Source organism: Nocardioides eburneiflavus, assembly GCF_004785795.1.
In the GTDB taxonomy this organism is placed as follows: domain Bacteria; phylum Actinomycetota; class Actinomycetes; order Propionibacteriales; family Nocardioidaceae; genus Nocardioides; species Nocardioides eburneiflavus.
Genome location: NZ_SRRO01000001.1, coordinates 2218373 through 2232324, shown reverse-complemented (window position 1 = coordinate 2232324; position 13952 = coordinate 2218373). Strand labels below are relative to the sequence as shown.

The window sequence follows — 13952 nt, the reverse complement described above, 5'->3', positions numbered from 1 at the left end:
GTCGCTCAGCTCTGCGGGATCTCGTCGAGCGCGGCGAAGATGCGGGCCGTCACGTCGTCGACCTCGCCCATCCCGTCGACCTCGACGAGGATGCCGCGCTCGCGGTAGACCTCGATCAGGGGTGCGGTCTGCTCGAGGTAGACCTCTTGGCGGCGCCGGATGACGTCCTCGGTGTCGTCGGCACGGCCGTCGGTCACCGCGCGCTGCAGCAGGCGCTGGACCAGCTCCTCGGAGTCGACCGTCAGGACGACCACGGCGTCGAGCCGGTGGCCGGTGAACTCGATCATCCCGTCGAGCTCGGTCACCTGGGCCAGGGTGCGGGGGTAGCCGTCGAGCAGGAAGCCCGGAGCGGCGTCGTCCTCGTCGATGCGGTTGCGGACCATCCGGTTGGTGACCTCGTCCGGGACATACTCACCGGCGTCCATGTAGCGCTTGGCCTCGATGCCCAGCGGGGTCCCCTGCGAGACGTTGGCGCGGAAGATGTCGCCCGTGGAGATCGCGGGGATGCCGAAGTGGTCGGCCACGAAGCGGGCCTGCGTGCCCTTGCCCGCGCCGGGCGGGCCCATGAGGATCAGTCTCATCTACTTCAGGAATCCTTCGTAGTTGCGCTGCTGGAGCTGGCTCTCGATCTGCTTCACGGTGTCGAGCGCCACGCCGACCATGATGAGGATGGACGTGCCGCCGAACGGGAAGTTCTGGTTGGCCTGGATCGCCGCGAAGGCGATGAGCGGGACCAACGAGATCAGGCCGAGGTAGAGGGCTCCAGGGAACGTGATGCGGGACAGGACGTAGGACAGGTAGTCCTCGGTCGGCTTGCCCGCCCGGATCCCGGGGATGAAGCCGCCGTACTTCTTCATGTTGTCCGCCACCTCGACAGGGTTGAAGGTGATCGAGACGTAGAAGTACGTGAAGAAGATGATGAGGGCGAAGTAGGTCGCCATGTAGAGCGGGTGGTCGCCTCCGACGAGGTAGGTGCCGATGAAGTCCAGCACCGGGTTCTGGCTCTCCGGGTTGAACTGCACCGCCATCGCCGGCAGGTAGAGCAGCGACGAGGCGAAGATGACCGGGATGATGCCGGCCTGGTTGACCTTCAAGGGGATGTAGGTCGAGTTGCCGCCGAACATCTTGCGCCCGACCATCCGGCGGGCGTACTGCACCGGGATGCGGCGCTGTGCCTGCTCGATGAAGATCACGCCGGCGACGAGGATCAGGCCGACCACCATGACGATGGAGAAGGTCAGCCAGCCCTGGGAGGTCTGGACGCTCCACAGCGACGCCGGGAAGGTCGCGACGACCTGCGTGAAGATGAGGATCGACATGCCGTTGCCGATGCCGCGGTCGGTGATGAGCTCGCCGAGCCACATGATGACGGCGGTGCCCGCGGTCATGGTGACGACCATGACGAGGAACGTCGCGGTGCCGTTGTCGTGCAGCAGGTCACGGGTGCACCCCTGGAGGAGCGCGCCGTTGCGCGCGAGCGCCACGATGCCGGTGGCCTGGAGGACGGCCAGTCCGAGGGTGAGGTAGCGGGTGTACTGGGTGATCTTCGTCTGCCCGGCCTGGCCCTCCTTCTTCAGCGCCTCGAGCCGCGGGATCACCACGACGAGCAGCTGCAGGATGATGGAGGCCGTGATGTAGGGCATGATCCCGAGCGCGAAGATGGTGAGCTGGAGCAGCGCACCGCCCGAGAAGAGGTTGATCAGGCTGTAGAGCCCGCCCTCCTCCAGCTGATCGATGCAGGCCTGAACGTTCGCGACGTTCACACCGGGGGTGGGCACCTGGGAGCCCAGCCGGAAGATCGTGATGATCAGCAGGACGAAGAGCAGCTTGCGCCGCAGGTCCGGGGTCCGGAAAGCGTTGGCGAACGCGCCTAGCACTGGTTCCTCTTTCGTATGGGTGCCCAGCCAGGATCGGTGGGCTGACGAGAAACCCTCACCGTCGTACGGCGGAGGGCCCGGGGAAGCCTAACAGTCGGGTTTCGACCCGCTTCACCTGACGATCAGGGAGAGAACGACGAAGGCCCGGCCGACAGTTCCCACTGTGCGGCCAGGCCTTCACCGGATGTGCGAGATCGGGGCCTCAGGCCACGGTCACGGAACCACCGGCGGCCTCGATCTTCTCCTTGGCGGAGGTCGAGAACGCGTCGGCGCTGACCTGGACGGCGACCGAGATGTCGCCCTGACCCAGGACCTTGACGGGCTGGTTCTTGCGAACCGCGCCCTTGGCCACCAGGTCGGCGACCGTCACGGTGCCACCCTCGGGGAACAGCTCGCCGAGGCGGTCGAGGTTGACGACCTGGAACTCCACGCGGAAGGGGTTCTTGAAGCCCTTCAGCTTGGGCAGGCGCATGTGGATCGGCATCTGGCCACCCTCGAAGGCGACCGGGACCTGGTAGCGCGCCTTGGTGCCCTTGGTACCGCGGCCGGCCGTCTTGCCCTTGGAACCCTCACCGCGACCCACACGGGTCTTGGCGGTCTTGGCGCCCGGAGCGGGACGCAAGTGGTGCAGCTTGAGCGTCATGTCACTCCACCTCCTCGAACGTCACCAGGTGACGGACGGTGTTGATCATGCCCCGGATCTCCGGGCGGTCTTCCTTCACGACGACGTCGCCGATCCGCTTGAGACCGAGCGAGCGAAGCGTCTCGCGCTGGTTGGCCTTGAGGCCGACCAGTCCGCGCTTCTGCTGGACCTTGAGCTGCGCCATCAGGACTGCACCCCCGCGGTCTCGTTCTGACCCTCGGCGCGCGCCTTGAGCAGCGCGGCCGGGGTGACGTCCTCGACGCGCATGCCGCGGCGAGCGGCCACGGCCTCGGGCTCCTCGAGCATCCGCAGCGCCTCGACGGTCGCGTGCACGATGTTGATCTGGTTGGACGAGCCGAGCGACTTGCTCAGCACGTCGTGGATGCCGGCGCACTCGAGGACCGCGCGCACCGGGCCACCGGCGATCACACCGGTACCGGGAGCGGCGGGACGCAGCAGGACGACGCCCGCGGCCTTCTCGCCCTGCACCGGGTGCGGGATGGTGCCCTGGATGCGGGGGACCTTGAAGAAGTGCTTCTTGGCCTCCTCGACACCCTTGGCGATCGCCGCGGGAACTTCCTTCGCCTTGCCGTAGCCGACGCCGACCAGACCTTCACCGTCGCCGACGATCACGAGGGCGGTGAAGCTGAAGCGACGACCACCCTTCACGACCTTGGCGACTCGGTTGATCGCCACGACGCGCTCGATGTAGGCGGTCTTGTCAGCCTGGTTGCGACCGTTGTCGCGTCCGCGACGGTCACCAGACTGGCGCTCGCCACCGCGCTGTCCGCGCTGGGCTCCGCTCATGAGACTTGCTCCTTAATAATCACAATCATGGGGTCGGGCGATCAGAACTGGAGGCCGCCCTCACGGGCGGCGTCAGCCAGGGCCGCGATGCGACCGTGGTACTTGTTGCCGGCACGGTCGAAGACGACGTCCTCGATACCGGCGGCCTTGGCACGCGTGGCCACCAGCTCGCCGACCTTCTTGGCCTTGGCGGTCTTGTCGCCGTCGGTGCCACGCACGTCGGCCTCCATCGTGGAGGCGTACGCCAGCGTGGCGCCCTTGAGGTCGTCGACGACCTGCACCGAGAGGTGCTTGGCCGACTTCGTCACGACCAGGCGCGGACGCTCGGCGGTGCCGTTGATGCGCTTGCGACCACGCGCCTGACGGCGCAGACGGGCACGGACACGGTTCGCCGTGTGCTTGTTGTTGCTCAGGGAGATCGCCATGTCACTTACCGGCCTTTCCGACCTTGCGGCGGATGTGCTCGCCGGCGTAGCGCACGCCCTTGCCCTTGTAGGGCTCAGGCTTGCGGAGCTTGCGGATGTTGGCCGCGACCTCGCCGACGAGCTGCTTGTCGATGCCGACGACACCGAGCTTGGTCGGGCCCTCGACGGTGAAGGTGATGCCCTCGGGGGCGTCGAAGATGATCGGGTGCGAGTAGCCGAGCTGGAACTCGAGCTGCGTCGGGCCCTTGGGCAGCACGCGGTAGCCCACGCCGACGATCTCGAGCTTCTTCTCGTAGCCCTCGGTGACGCCCACCACCATGTTGTTGATGAGCGTGCGGGTCAGGCCGTGGAGCGAGCGGCTGTTGCGCTCGTCGTCGGGACGCTTGACCTCGAGGATGCCGTCCTCGCCCTTGGCGACCGTGATCGGCGACGCGATGGTGTGCGACAGGGTGCCCTTGGGGCCCTTGACGGTCACCAGCGAGTCGTCGATCGCGACGTCGACACCGGACGGGACCGCGATGGGGAGCTTGCCAATGCGCGACATGCTTCTCTCTCTTCCTGGTCTCAGTTGGTCCGGGTCACCAGACGTAGGCGAGGACTTCGCCGCCCACGCCCTTCTGGTTCGCCTGGCGGTCGGTCAGCAGGCCCTGCGACGTCGAGATGATCGCGACGCCGAGGCCACCGAGGACCTTGGGCAGGTTGGTGCTCTTGGCGTAGACGCGCAGGCCGGGCTTGCTGATGCGGCGCACGCCCGCGATGGAGCGCTCCCGGTTGCGGCCGTACTTGAGCGTCACGGTCAGCGTCTTGCCGACGGCGGGCTCGCCCTCGGCGCTGACGTTGTCGGCGACGTCGTAGGAGGTGATGTAGCCCTCCTGCTTGAGGATCTCCGCGAGGCCGGCCTTCATCTTGCTGTAGGGCATCGACACCACGTCGTGGTACGCCTGGTTGGCGTTGCGCAGGCGCGTGAGCATGTCTGCGATCGGGTCAGTCATCGTCATGATGTGGTTCTTTCTCGTCGTGGTTTCCTCAGGCTCACGGCCTGGGGACCTTCAACGTGTGTGAGGGAATTACCAGGAGGACTTGGTGACGCCGGGGAGCTCGCCGCGGTGGGCCATCTCCCGCAGGCAGATGCGGCACAGGCCGAACTTGCGGTAGACGGCCTTCGGGCGGCCGCAGCGCTGGCAGCGGGTGTAGCCGCGGACAGCGAACTTCGGCTTGCGAGCGGCCTTGACCTTGAGAGCAGTCTTCGCCATGTCAGTTCTCCTTGAACGGGAAGCCGAGCTGCTTCAGCAGCGCGCGGCCCTCGTCGTCGTTGGTGGCGGTGGTCACGATGGTGATGTCCATGCCGCGCGACCGGTCGATCTTGTCCTGGTTGATCTCGTGGAACATGACCTGCTCGGTGAGACCGAAGGTGTAGTTGCCACGACCGTCGAACTGCTTGGGCGAGAGGCCGCGGAAGTCGCGGATGCGGGGCAGGGCCAGGGACAGCAGGCGGTCCAGGAACTCCCACATGCGGTCGCCGCGCAGCGTGACGTGCGCACCGATCGGCATGCCCTCGCGCAGCTTGAACTGTGCGATGGACTTGCGGGCCTTGGTCACGGCCGGCTTCTGGCCGGTGATCGCGGTGAGGTCGCGGATCGCGCCCTCGATCAGCTTGGAGTCGCGAGCTGCCTCGCCGACGCCCATGTTGACCACGATCTTGGTCAGGCCGGGGACCTGCATGATGTTGGCGATGTCGAACTCGGAGCGCAGCGCGGGGACGATCTCCTCGCGGTAGCGCGACTTGAGCCGCGGAATCTCAGTGGTCTGGGTCTCGGCCATCTCAGATCTCCTTGCCGGTCTTGCGGGACACGCGGACCGACCGGGTGGCGGTGTAGGTCGAGCCGTCGGGACGGCGCTTGGTGACCTCGTCGCGGCGGAAGCCGACACGCGTGACGCCGTCACCCTCGACGAGCATCACGTTGGAGACGTGGATGGGCGCCTCGCGGGTGATGATGCCGCCGGTGGTGTTGGTCTGCTGCACGGACTTGGTGTGGCGCTTGACGAGGTTGACACCCTCGACGATCACGCGCTCCTCCTCGCGGAGGACCGAGATGACCTTGCCCTGGGCACCCTTGTCCTTGCCGGCGATCACCTTGACGGTGTCGCCCTTCTTGATGTTCATGTTCTTACCCATCTCTCACAACACCTCCGGGGCGAGCGAGATGATCTTCATGAAGCGCTTCTCACGCAGCTCGCGGCCGACGGGGCCGAAGATGCGCGTGCCGCGCGGCTCGCCGTCGTTCTTGAGGATGACGGCGGCGTTCTCGTCGAAGCGGATGTAGGAACCGTCGGCGCGGCGACGCTCCTTGACGGTGCGTACGACCACGGCCTTGACGACGTCGCCCTTCTTGACGTTGCCACCGGGGATCGCGTCCTTGACGGTGGCGACGATGACGTCACCGATGCCGGCGTAGCGACGCCCAGAGCCACCGAGAACACGGATGCAGAGGATCTCCTTCGCACCGGTGTTGTCGGCGACCTTGAGTCGCGACTCCTGCTGGATCATTGATTTCTCCTGGTTGTCGAGCTGGTTCTCGCTCCCTCAGCGGGGGGCGAGCCTGGCCGAACTGATGTGTGGAAATGTGGAGCTCGAGGCCGGGGGCCTCAGGTCACTTGGCCTTCTCGAGGACCTCGACGAGGCGCCAGCGCTTGGTGGCGGACAGCGGGCGGGTCTCCATGATCAGGACCCGGTCGCCGATGCCGCACTGGTTGGTCTCGTCGTGGGCCTTCAGGCGCGACGTCTTGCGCATGACCTTGCCGTAGAGGGCGTGCTTCACGCGGTCCTCGACGGCGACGACGATGGTCTTGTCCATCTTGTCGCTCACGACGAGGCCCTCGCGGACCTTGCGCTGGTTGCGCTCGCCAGTCGTCTGGGTCGCAGTGTTCTCGCTCATGCCTTCGCCTCTTCGTTGGTGCCCGGGGTGGTGCGGATGCCGAGCTCGCGCTCGCGGACCACGGTGTAGATGCGGGCGATGTCCTTCTTGACCACGCGGAGCCGACCGTTGCTCTCCAGCTGGCCGGTGGCCGCCTGGAAGCGGAGGTTGAACAGCTCCTCCTTGGCCTCGCGCAGCTTCGCCTCCAGCTCGGTGGCGTTGAGCTCGTCGAGCTCGTGGGCGTTCAGCTTGGTAGCCATCAGAATTCACCGGCCTCACGGGAGATGAACCGGCACTTCATCGGGAGCTTGTGCATCGCGCGGCGCATGGCCTCACGAGCAGTCACCTCGTCGACACCGGAGAGTTCGAACATGACGCGGCCGGGCTTGACGTTGGCCACCCACCACTCGGGGGAACCCTTGCCGGAACCCATGCGGGTCTCGGCAGGCTTCTTGGTCAGCGGGCGATCCGGGTAGATGTTGATCCAGACCTTTCCACCACGCTTGATGTGACGGGTCATGGCGATACGAGCCGACTCGATCTGTCGGTTGGTCACGTAGTGACCCTCGACCGCCTGGATGCCGAAGTCACCGAAGGCCAGCGAGGTGCCGCCCTTGGCGACGCCACGACGCTTGGGGTGGTGCTGCTTGCGGTGCTTGACGCGACGGGGCATCAACATGAGGTCAGGCCTCCTGTCCGGTGCTCGGTGCAGCCTCGGCAGCCGGGGCCGCTGAAGCCTCAGCGGTGCCCTCGGTGCGAGGTGCGCGGTCGCCACGCGAGCCACGGCTCGGGCGGTCGCCGCCACGGGTGTTGGGACGGCCGCTGCGGCCGGGGGCACCGGCGCGGGCGGCCTGCTGGGCCTGGCGCTCGGCACGGGTGCCGGCGACCTCGCCCTTGTAGATCCAGACCTTCACGCCGATGCGGCCGAAGGTGGTCTTGGCCTCGTAGAAGCCGTAGTCGATGTCCGCGCGGAGGGTGTGCAGGGGCACGCGGCCCTCGCGGTAGAACTCCGTGCGCGACATCTCGGCACCGTTGAGGCGGCCCGAGCACTGGATCCGGATGCCCTTGGCACCCGAGCGCATCGAGGTCTGCATCGCCTTGCGCATGGCGCGACGGAACTGCACGCGGCCCGCGAGCTGCTCGGCGACACCCTGGGCGACCAGCTGCGCGTCGACCTCGGGCTGCTTGACCTCGAGGATGTTGAGCTGGACCTGCTTGCCGGTGAGCTTCTCGAGCTCGCCGCGGATGCGGTCCGCCTCGGCGCCACGACGACCGATGACGATGCCGGGACGCGCGGTGTGGATGTCCACACGGACGCGGTCACGGGTGCGCTCGATCTCGACCTTGGAGATGCCGGCCCGCTCCATGCCCTTGGAGAGCAGCTTGCGGATGGCGACGTCCTCACCGACGTACGACTTGTAGAGCTTGTCGGCGTACCAACGGCTCTTGTGGTCGGTGGAGATGCCCAGGCGGAAGCCGTTCGGGTTGATCTTCTGGCCCATCAGGCACCCTTTCCGTTCTTACCCTTGGGGTTGGTCAGCGCGTCGGCCGGCTGCACCGCGAGGGTGATGTGGCTGGTGCGCTTGTTGATGCGGGTCGCACGACCCTGGGCACGCGGACGCCAACGCTTCATCGTCGGGCCCTCGTCGACCATCGCGACGGAGAGCACCAGGTCGGCCCGGTTGAGGCCCTCGGTGGTCTCGGCGTTGGCGACGGCGCTCTCCAGCACCTTGTAGACGGTCTCGGAGGCGGCCTGCGGCGCGAACTGCAGCAGGGTGAGGGCCTCGTCGACCTGGAGGCCGCGGACCATGTCGACGACACGGCGGGCCTTCATCGGGGTGATCCGCACGTAGCGTGCGCTGGCGAACGCGCCCGGCTGGTCGCCGAGCAGCGACTCGCGGCGCGCACTGGTGCGGCTGCGCTCGGTGGTGCTCATCGACGGCGTCCCTTCCGGTCTTCCTTGACGTGCCCGCGGTAGGTGCGGGTGGGGGCGAACTCCCCGAGCTTGTGGCCGACCATGGAGTCGGTCACGAAGACGGGGACGTGCTTGCGACCGTCGTGCACGGCGATGGTGTGACCGATCATGTCGGGCACGATCATCGACCGGCGCGACCAGGTCTTGATGACGTTGTGGGTGCCCTTCTCGTTCTCGGCGTCCACCTTCTTCTGAAGGTGGTCGTCGATGAAGGGGCCCTTCTTCAGGCTGCGAGGCATGTCGGTTACTTCCTACCCTTGCCGGACTTGCGACGACGGATGATCTGGGAGTCGCTGGCCTTGCGCTTGCGCGTACGGCCCTCGGGCTTGCCCCAGGGGGAGACGGGGTGGCGACCACCGGACGTCTTGCCCTCACCACCACCGTGCGGGTGGTCCACCGGGTTCATGACGACACCGCGGACGGTCGGGCGGACGCCCTTCCACCGCATGCGACCGGCCTTGCCCCAGTTGATGTTGGACTGCTCGGCGTTGCCGACCTCGCCGATCGTGGCGCGGCAGCGCACGTCGACGAAGCGCATCTCGCCCGAGGGCATGCGCAGCGTGGCGCGGCTTCCCTCGCGGGCGACCAGCTGGGCGGAGTTGCCGGCCGAGCGGGCGATCTTCGCACCGCCGCCCGGACGCAGCTCCACGCAGTGGATGGTCGTACCGACCGGGATGTTGCGCAGCGGCAGGTTGTTGCCGGGCTTGATGTCGGCGTTGGGGCCCGACTCGACCGCGGTGCCCTGCGTCAGGCCCTTGGGCGCCACGATGTAGCGCTTCTCGCCGTCGGCGTAGTGCAGCAGCGCGATGCGCGCGGTGCGGTTGGGGTCGTACTCGATGTGAGCGACCTTCGCCGGGACGCCGTCCTTGTCGTAGCGACGGAAGTCGATGATGCGGTAGGCGCGCTTGTGACCGCCACCCTTGTGCCGGGTGGTGATGCGGCCCTGGTTGTTGCGGCCACCGTTCTTCGGCAGCGGACGCGTCAGCGACTTCTCGGGCGTGGACCGGGTGATCTCGACGAAGTCGGCCACCGACGAGCCACGACGGCCCGGGGTGGTCGGCTTGTACTTGCGGATAGCCATATCAGTTCCTAGTCAGGAGCCCGGTCAGGAGACCGGACCTCCGAAGATGTCGATGCGGTGGCCCTCGGCGAGGCTGACGATCGCGCGCTTGGTGTTGGGACGCTTGCCCAGGCCGTAGCGGGTGCGACGCGTCTTGCCCTGGCGGTTGATCGTGTTGACCGAGGTGACCTTGACGCCGAAGACCTTCTCGACCGCGATCTTGATCTCGGTCTTGTTGGCGTCCGGGTGGACGATGAAGGTGTACTTGTTGGCGTCGAGCAGGCCGTAGCTCTTCTCCGACACGACCGGCGCGATCAGCACGTCGCGGTGGTCCTTGTGCAGGGTGCTCACTTGTCGCTCTCCTTCGCGTCGGCGCGGGTCAGGCCGGCGGTCTCGGCGTCCTCGGCGGACTTGAACCAGAAGTCGCCGCCGGAGACGTCGTAGCCGGCGTCGCCCTCGACGAGGTAGGTGCCGGACTCCAGACCCTGGACCTCGTAGCCCTTGGGGTTCTTGCCGCTCTTGAGCGGGGCCTTCGCGCCGGCCGGCAGGGCCGGCTCGTCGCTGTCCTGCTCGGTCGCGGCGGGCTTCTCGGCCTTGGCGGCGGCGGGCTTCTCGGCCTTGGCAGCCGAGGCACCACCCACGAACACGTCGTAGGCGCCCTGGGTGAACACGATGTCGTCGGCGTTCAGCACGTCGTAGGTGTTGAGCTGGTCGACGGCGACGATGTGGACCTCGGGCGCGTTGCGCAGCGAGAGCCAGGTGATCGCGTCGGAACGCTCGAGCACCACGAGGTAGCCCACGCGGTCGGTCAGCGAGGTCAGCGCGGTGAGCGCCGCCTTCGTGGAGGGCTTGTCACCCGACACCAGGGAGTCGACCACGTGGATGCGACCGTTGCGGGCCCGGTCCGAGAGGGCACCGCGCAGCGCGGCGGCCTTCATCTTCTTGGGGGTGCGCTGGTCGTAGCTGCGCGGCTGCGGGCCGTGGACGACGCCGCCGCCGGCGAACTGGGGCGCGCGGGTCGAGCCCTGGCGGGCGCGGCCGGTGCCCTTCTGCTTGTAGGGCTTGCGGCCACCACCGCGCACGTCGGCGCGGGTCTTGGTGGCGTGCGTGCCCTGACGAGCAGCGGCCTGCTGCGCGACGACGACCTGGTGGATCAGGGGAATGTTGACCTCGACGTCGAAGATCTCGGCGGGGAGGTCGACCTTGATGGTCTTGACAGCCATGCTCAGGCCTCCTGCGTCTTCTTGGCGGCCGAGCGGAGGACCACGAGCCCGTTCTTGGGGCCGGGGACGGCACCCTTGACCAGGATCAGGCCCTTCTCGGCGTCGACGGCGTGCACCGTCAGGTTCTGGGTGGTGACCGTGTCGTTGCCCATGCGGCCAGCCATGCGGGTGCCCTTGAAGACACGACCCGGCGTGGCGCAGGCGCCGATGGAGCCGGGCTTGCGGTGGTTGCGGTGGGCACCGTGCGAGGCGGAGACACCGTGGAAGCCGTGGCGCTTCATGACACCGGCGAAGCCCTTGCCCTTGCTGGTGCCGGTGACGTCGATCTCCTCGCCGGCGGCGAAGGTGTCGACACCGAGCTCCTGGCCCACGGTGTAGGAGGTCGCGTCAGCGGTGCGGATCTCGACCACGTGCCGGCGCGGGGTGACCCCGGCCTTGGCGAAGTGTCCGGCGTCGGGGGAGTTGACCTTGCGGGCCTCGATCTCGCCGAAGCCGACCTGGATGGCGTTGTAGCCGTCCAGCTCGGGCTGGCGGACCTGGGTCACGACGTTGGTCGCGGCCGCGATCACGGTGACGGGGACGACCTTGTTGTTCTCGTCCCAGAGCTGGGTCATGCCGAGCTTGGTGCCCAGCAGCCCCTTCACGTTGCGTTCGAAAGTCTTAGCCATGTCGTCGCCTCAGAGCTTGATCTCGATGTCGACACCGGCAGGCAGGTCGAGACGCATCAGCGAGTCGACGGTCTTCGGCGTCGGGTCGATGATGTCGATCAGGCGCTTGTGCGTGCGCATCTCGAAGTGCTCGCGGGAGTCCTTGTACTTGTGGGGCGAACGGATGACGCAGTACACGTTCTTCTCGGTCGGCAGCGGCACAGGGCCGGCGACCTTCGCACCCGTACGGGTGACGGTGTCCACGATCTTCCGCGCCGAGGTGTCGATCACCTCGTGGTCATAGGCCTTGAGCCTGATGCGGATCTTCTGTCCCGCCATAGGTCCGTGTCCTCTTCGATCTCGTACGCCTGGTCTGGTTTCGGCGCTCAGCCCCCGTTGGGCGAGTGCCGCCTGTCTCTCCGCCGATCCTCCGACCCCCGCGGTCGGGCGTGTCGCGCTGGTTGCTCGTGACATGACCCAATTTCCGGGGCGGTACTGCTCTGGATGGCACCCGCCGGCTGGCGGATCTGGTCGGGCCTCCGATCACCATGTGATCCGGTGCGGTGCACGCAGGACGACTGGTTCGATCAAGGAGACGCGATTCAGAAGTCAAGGTGTGCCGCACCCCGGCAACCCGCCGGAGCAACCGGAACATCTTGGCAGACGCAGAGCACCCACGCCAAATCGCAATGAACGTGGTGCCGGTGGCACGCCCTCCTCGTCCCGGGGAGCACCCCCAGCGTACCCGTGGGCCTACGCTCCGGGCATGGCCGAGCACCTGCGTGACCTGTGGGACTTCGCCGATCCCGCAGGCAGTGAGCAGCGCTTCCGCGACGTCGCAGCCACGGCTCCTGAACCGGAGAGGGCCCACGCCCTGACCCAGGTCGCACGCGCGCTCGGCCTGCAGGAGAGGTACGACGAGGGCCACGCGGTGCTCGACGCCCTCTCCCCCGGCGACGCCGAGTCCCGCGTGCGCCTGGCCCTCGAGCGAGGGCGGCTGCTCCGCTCAGCGGATGAGGACGTGGCCTCGCGGACGTTCTTCGAGCAGGCCTCGCACGAGGCGCAGCGGGCCGGGCTCGACGAGCTGGCCGTCGATGCCCTGCACATGGTCGCCCTCGTCGTCGAGCCTGCGGACCGCCTCGATGCCCACTACCGGGCCCTGGCCTGGGCCAAGGCCGCCGACGACCCGGCCGCCCGCGACTGGGACGCCTCCATCCTCAACAACATCGGGATGGCCTACGCCGACGCCGGCGATCACGGAGGTGCGCTGGCGGCGTTCGAGGACGCGCTCGAGGCACGTCTGCGGATAGGCGACCCGGCCCGTACGCGCGTCGCCCGCTGGATGGTGGCGTGGTCGCTGCGCCAGCTCGGAGTCGTCGACCTGGCCCGGGAGATGCAGCTGGAGCTCAAGGCCGAGCTGGACGCCATCGGCGAGACCGACCCGCACGTCGACGAGGAGCTCGACCTGCTCGGGTAGTCAACTGCCTCCCCGCCTGCACCGTCGTCGACACGCCCGCGGGAGGTGGTGCAGCGACATCGCGACGGCCCCGAAGGTGGCTCACGCACCGCCGACGGGGGCGACGTACGCCCGCGCGCCGCCAGCCCCTCAGGCGCGCCGGCGGTAGCAGAAGTCGGCGATGTCTCGGCCCACGTCGAGGCCCTTGCGCTCGAACCGGGTGAGGGGACGCTCGTCCCACCGCTCGACCTGCCCACCCTCGAGCGACGGCTCGGCGTCGAGGACCTCGCGCATCTGGTCGGCGTAGTCGGCCCAGTCGGTCGCCAGCCGCCACGCGCCGCCCGGGACGAGCCGCGAGGACGCGAGGGCGGCGTTGGCCGGGTTGACCAGGCGGCGCTTGCGGTGCTTGGTCTTGCGCCACGGGTCCGGGAAGAAGGTCCAGATCTCGGCGAGGCTGCCGGGCGCGACGAGGTGCTCGAGCGACCAGACGGCGTCGACCGAGCAGAACCGGACGTTGTCGGCCCCCGCCTCCGCCACGCGCCAGAGGGAGTCGGCGACTCCCGGGCGCCACACCTCGAGCGCGAGGACGTTGTGGTCCGGGCGGGCCGCCGAGAGGACCGAGGTGGCCTCGCCGATGCCCGGCCCGATCTCGAGGATCAGCGGTGCCTCGCGCCCGAACCACTCGACCAGGGAGAAGTCGGGCCGGTCGACCGCCTCGTCGGGGATCACCCAGTCGGCGTGGTGGGCGGCCCACGACTCGGCCTGCCGGGGCGTGAACCGGCTGCCGCGCCGGGAGTAGGTCAGGACCTCGCGCATGCGCCGCCCGTCCTCGGTCAGCTTGAGGTGGGGGCGCGCGGGGCGTACGTCGTTCACGCCACCATCCTCCCCGGTCACCCGGGGCCGACGCACATCGTCGACCGGCGG

At 68.0% G+C, this 13952-nt stretch carries 25 protein-coding genes; 1 reads left to right on the top strand and 24 read right to left on the bottom strand.

What is annotated here, in order from left to right; translation table 11 throughout:
• Positions 1–5 precede the first annotated feature (5 nt).
• The 23 genes from EXE59_RS10520 to rpsJ form a co-directional block, all read right to left on the bottom strand.
• Positions 6–581 carry an adenylate kinase gene (locus tag EXE59_RS10520; RefSeq protein WP_135838856.1) on the bottom strand — a complete coding sequence of 192 codons (576 nt, stop codon included), beginning with the start codon at positions 579–581 and terminating at the stop codon, positions 6–8.
• The gene (secY, locus tag EXE59_RS10515; RefSeq protein WP_135838855.1) at positions 582–1877 is read right to left on the bottom strand and encodes a preprotein translocase subunit SecY; all 1296 of its coding nucleotides are present in this window, start codon (positions 1875–1877) and stop codon (positions 582–584) included.
• A gap of 202 nt (positions 1878–2079) precedes the next feature.
• Positions 2080–2520 carry a 50S ribosomal protein L15 gene (rplO, locus tag EXE59_RS10510; RefSeq protein ID WP_135838854.1) on the bottom strand — a complete coding sequence of 147 codons (441 nt, stop codon included), beginning with the start codon at positions 2518–2520 and terminating at the stop codon, positions 2080–2082.
• Between the two features lies 1 nt (position 2521).
• Positions 2522–2704 (bottom strand): 50S ribosomal protein L30, encoded by a 183-nt coding sequence (rpmD, locus tag EXE59_RS10505; protein ID WP_056599717.1) that lies wholly within the window; start codon positions 2702–2704, stop codon positions 2522–2524.
• Positions 2704–3327, bottom strand: coding sequence for a 30S ribosomal protein S5 (gene rpsE / locus EXE59_RS10500; RefSeq protein ID WP_129453388.1), 624 nt, complete (start codon positions 3325–3327; stop codon positions 2704–2706). The genes rpmD and rpsE overlap by 1 nt, the downstream gene beginning before the upstream one ends.
• Before the next feature lie 41 nt (positions 3328–3368).
• Positions 3369–3752, bottom strand: coding sequence for a 50S ribosomal protein L18 (gene rplR, locus EXE59_RS10495; protein WP_129453387.1), 384 nt, complete (start codon positions 3750–3752; stop codon positions 3369–3371).
• Between the two features lies 1 nt (position 3753).
• A complete protein-coding gene (gene rplF, locus EXE59_RS10490) occupies positions 3754–4296 on the bottom strand; it encodes a 50S ribosomal protein L6 (protein WP_129453386.1) in 543 nt (180 codons plus the stop codon).
• 34 nt (positions 4297–4330) lie between these two features.
• Positions 4331–4750 carry a 30S ribosomal protein S8 gene (gene rpsH / locus EXE59_RS10485; protein WP_135838853.1) on the bottom strand — a complete coding sequence of 140 codons (420 nt, stop codon included), beginning with the start codon at positions 4748–4750 and terminating at the stop codon, positions 4331–4333.
• A 69-nt stretch (positions 4751–4819) separates the two neighbouring features.
• Positions 4820–5005 (bottom strand): type Z 30S ribosomal protein S14, encoded by a 186-nt coding sequence (locus EXE59_RS10480; protein ID WP_011757321.1) that lies wholly within the window; start codon positions 5003–5005, stop codon positions 4820–4822.
• 1 nt (position 5006) lies between these two features.
• Complete coding sequence (rplE, locus tag EXE59_RS10475) at positions 5007–5573, bottom strand: 50S ribosomal protein L5 (RefSeq protein ID WP_135838852.1); 567 nt, start codon at positions 5571–5573, stop codon at positions 5007–5009.
• A 1-nt stretch (position 5574) separates the two neighbouring features.
• Positions 5575–5916 (bottom strand): 50S ribosomal protein L24, encoded by a 342-nt coding sequence (rplX, locus tag EXE59_RS10470; RefSeq protein ID WP_135838851.1) that lies wholly within the window; start codon positions 5914–5916, stop codon positions 5575–5577.
• Between the two features lie 15 nt (positions 5917–5931).
• A complete protein-coding gene (rplN, locus tag EXE59_RS10465; RefSeq protein WP_056599693.1) occupies positions 5932–6300 on the bottom strand; it encodes a 50S ribosomal protein L14 in 369 nt (122 codons plus the stop codon).
• A gap of 103 nt (positions 6301–6403) precedes the next feature.
• Positions 6404–6688: a 30S ribosomal protein S17 gene (gene rpsQ, locus EXE59_RS10460; RefSeq protein WP_135838850.1), complete on the bottom strand. Its 285-nt coding sequence runs from the start codon at positions 6686–6688 to the stop codon at positions 6404–6406.
• A complete protein-coding gene (gene rpmC / locus EXE59_RS10455) occupies positions 6685–6927 on the bottom strand; it encodes a 50S ribosomal protein L29 (protein WP_129453381.1) in 243 nt (80 codons plus the stop codon). Before rpmC ends, rpsQ begins: the two co-directional genes overlap by 4 nt.
• Positions 6927–7346 (bottom strand): 50S ribosomal protein L16, encoded by a 420-nt coding sequence (rplP, locus tag EXE59_RS10450; protein WP_135838849.1) that lies wholly within the window; start codon positions 7344–7346, stop codon positions 6927–6929. Before rplP ends, rpmC begins: the two co-directional genes overlap by 1 nt.
• A gap of 4 nt (positions 7347–7350) precedes the next feature.
• On the bottom strand, positions 7351–8169 hold the full coding sequence (rpsC, locus tag EXE59_RS10445) for a 30S ribosomal protein S3 (protein WP_135838848.1): 819 nt from the start codon (positions 8167–8169) through the stop codon (positions 7351–7353).
• Complete coding sequence (gene rplV / locus EXE59_RS10440) at positions 8169–8603, bottom strand: 50S ribosomal protein L22 (protein WP_135838847.1); 435 nt, start codon at positions 8601–8603, stop codon at positions 8169–8171. Before rplV ends, rpsC begins: the two co-directional genes overlap by 1 nt.
• Positions 8600–8881: a 30S ribosomal protein S19 gene (gene rpsS, locus EXE59_RS10435; protein WP_129453377.1), complete on the bottom strand. Its 282-nt coding sequence runs from the start codon at positions 8879–8881 to the stop codon at positions 8600–8602. Before rpsS ends, rplV begins: the two co-directional genes overlap by 4 nt.
• Positions 8882–8886: 5 nt before the next feature.
• A complete protein-coding gene (rplB, locus tag EXE59_RS10430) occupies positions 8887–9723 on the bottom strand; it encodes a 50S ribosomal protein L2 (protein ID WP_129453376.1) in 837 nt (278 codons plus the stop codon).
• A 24-nt stretch (positions 9724–9747) separates the two neighbouring features.
• A complete protein-coding gene (gene rplW, locus EXE59_RS10425) occupies positions 9748–10053 on the bottom strand; it encodes a 50S ribosomal protein L23 (protein WP_135838846.1) in 306 nt (101 codons plus the stop codon).
• A complete protein-coding gene (rplD, locus tag EXE59_RS10420; protein ID WP_135838845.1) occupies positions 10050–10925 on the bottom strand; it encodes a 50S ribosomal protein L4, sunset domain variant in 876 nt (291 codons plus the stop codon). Before rplD ends, rplW begins: the two co-directional genes overlap by 4 nt.
• Before the next feature lie 2 nt (positions 10926–10927).
• Positions 10928–11593 (bottom strand): 50S ribosomal protein L3, encoded by a 666-nt coding sequence (gene rplC, locus EXE59_RS10415; RefSeq protein ID WP_135838844.1) that lies wholly within the window; start codon positions 11591–11593, stop codon positions 10928–10930.
• Between the two features lie 9 nt (positions 11594–11602).
• On the bottom strand, positions 11603–11911 hold the full coding sequence (gene rpsJ / locus EXE59_RS10410; RefSeq protein ID WP_008360994.1) for a 30S ribosomal protein S10: 309 nt from the start codon (positions 11909–11911) through the stop codon (positions 11603–11605).
• A gap of 427 nt (positions 11912–12338) precedes the next feature.
• Between rpsJ and EXE59_RS10405 the strand changes: the two genes are divergently transcribed.
• Positions 12339–13049: a tetratricopeptide repeat protein gene (locus EXE59_RS10405; protein ID WP_135838843.1), complete on the top strand. Its 711-nt coding sequence runs from the start codon at positions 12339–12341 to the stop codon at positions 13047–13049.
• A 129-nt stretch (positions 13050–13178) separates the two neighbouring features.
• Here the strand turns inward: EXE59_RS10405 and trmB are convergent, their stop codons facing one another.
• Positions 13179–13901 (bottom strand): tRNA (guanine(46)-N(7))-methyltransferase TrmB, encoded by a 723-nt coding sequence (gene trmB, locus EXE59_RS10400; protein ID WP_246056695.1) that lies wholly within the window; start codon positions 13899–13901, stop codon positions 13179–13181.
• Positions 13902–13952 lie beyond the last annotated feature (51 nt).

Bases quoted from the DNA above. Each gene is read 5' to 3' on its own strand.
- rplV (WP_135838847.1), bottom strand. From the start codon at position 8,603: ATGAGCACCACCGAGCGCAGCCGCACCAGTGCGCGCCGCGAGTCGCTG.
- rplR (WP_129453387.1), bottom strand. From the start codon at position 3,752: ATGGCGATCTCCCTGAGCAACAACAAGCACACGGCGAACCGTGTCCGT.
- rplX (WP_135838851.1), bottom strand. From the start codon at position 5,916: ATGAACATCAAGAAGGGCGACACCGTCAAGGTGATCGCCGGCAAGGAC.
- rplD (WP_135838845.1), bottom strand. From the start codon at position 10,925: ATGGCTGTCAAGACCATCAAGGTCGACCTCCCCGCCGAGATCTTCGAC.
- EXE59_RS10520 (WP_135838856.1), bottom strand. From the start codon at position 581: ATGAGACTGATCCTCATGGGCCCGCCCGGCGCGGGCAAGGGCACGCAG.
- rpsQ (WP_135838850.1), bottom strand. From the start codon at position 6,688: ATGAGCGAGAACACTGCGACCCAGACGACTGGCGAGCGCAACCAGCGC.
- rplB (WP_129453376.1), bottom strand. From the start codon at position 9,723: ATGGCTATCCGCAAGTACAAGCCGACCACCCCGGGCCGTCGTGGCTCG.
- rpsS (WP_129453377.1), bottom strand. From the start codon at position 8,881: ATGCCTCGCAGCCTGAAGAAGGGCCCCTTCATCGACGACCACCTTCAG.
- rpsJ (WP_008360994.1), bottom strand. From the start codon at position 11,911: ATGGCGGGACAGAAGATCCGCATCAGGCTCAAGGCCTATGACCACGAG.
- rpsH (WP_135838853.1), bottom strand. From the start codon at position 4,750: ATGACGATGACTGACCCGATCGCAGACATGCTCACGCGCCTGCGCAAC.
- rpmD (WP_056599717.1), bottom strand. From the start codon at position 2,704: ATGGCGCAGCTCAAGGTCCAGCAGAAGCGCGGACTGGTCGGCCTCAAG.
- rplC (WP_135838844.1), bottom strand. From the start codon at position 11,593: ATGGCTAAGACTTTCGAACGCAACGTGAAGGGGCTGCTGGGCACCAAG.
- rplO (WP_135838854.1), bottom strand. From the start codon at position 2,520: ATGACGCTCAAGCTGCACCACTTGCGTCCCGCTCCGGGCGCCAAGACC.
- rpsE (WP_129453388.1), bottom strand. From the start codon at position 3,327: ATGAGCGGAGCCCAGCGCGGACAGCGCGGTGGCGAGCGCCAGTCTGGT.
- EXE59_RS10480 (WP_011757321.1), bottom strand. From the start codon at position 5,005: ATGGCGAAGACTGCTCTCAAGGTCAAGGCCGCTCGCAAGCCGAAGTTC.
- rpsC (WP_135838848.1), bottom strand. From the start codon at position 8,169: ATGGGCCAGAAGATCAACCCGAACGGCTTCCGCCTGGGCATCTCCACC.
- rplE (WP_135838852.1), bottom strand. From the start codon at position 5,573: ATGGCCGAGACCCAGACCACTGAGATTCCGCGGCTCAAGTCGCGCTAC.
- rpmC (WP_129453381.1), bottom strand. From the start codon at position 6,927: ATGGCTACCAAGCTGAACGCCCACGAGCTCGACGAGCTCAACGCCACC.
- rplP (WP_135838849.1), bottom strand. From the start codon at position 7,346: ATGTTGATGCCCCGTCGCGTCAAGCACCGCAAGCAGCACCACCCCAAG.
- rplF (WP_129453386.1), bottom strand. From the start codon at position 4,296: ATGTCGCGCATTGGCAAGCTCCCCATCGCGGTCCCGTCCGGTGTCGAC.
- EXE59_RS10405 (WP_135838843.1), top strand. From the start codon at position 12,339: ATGGCCGAGCACCTGCGTGACCTGTGGGACTTCGCCGATCCCGCAGGC.
- rplN (WP_056599693.1), bottom strand. From the start codon at position 6,300: ATGATCCAGCAGGAGTCGCGACTCAAGGTCGCCGACAACACCGGTGCG.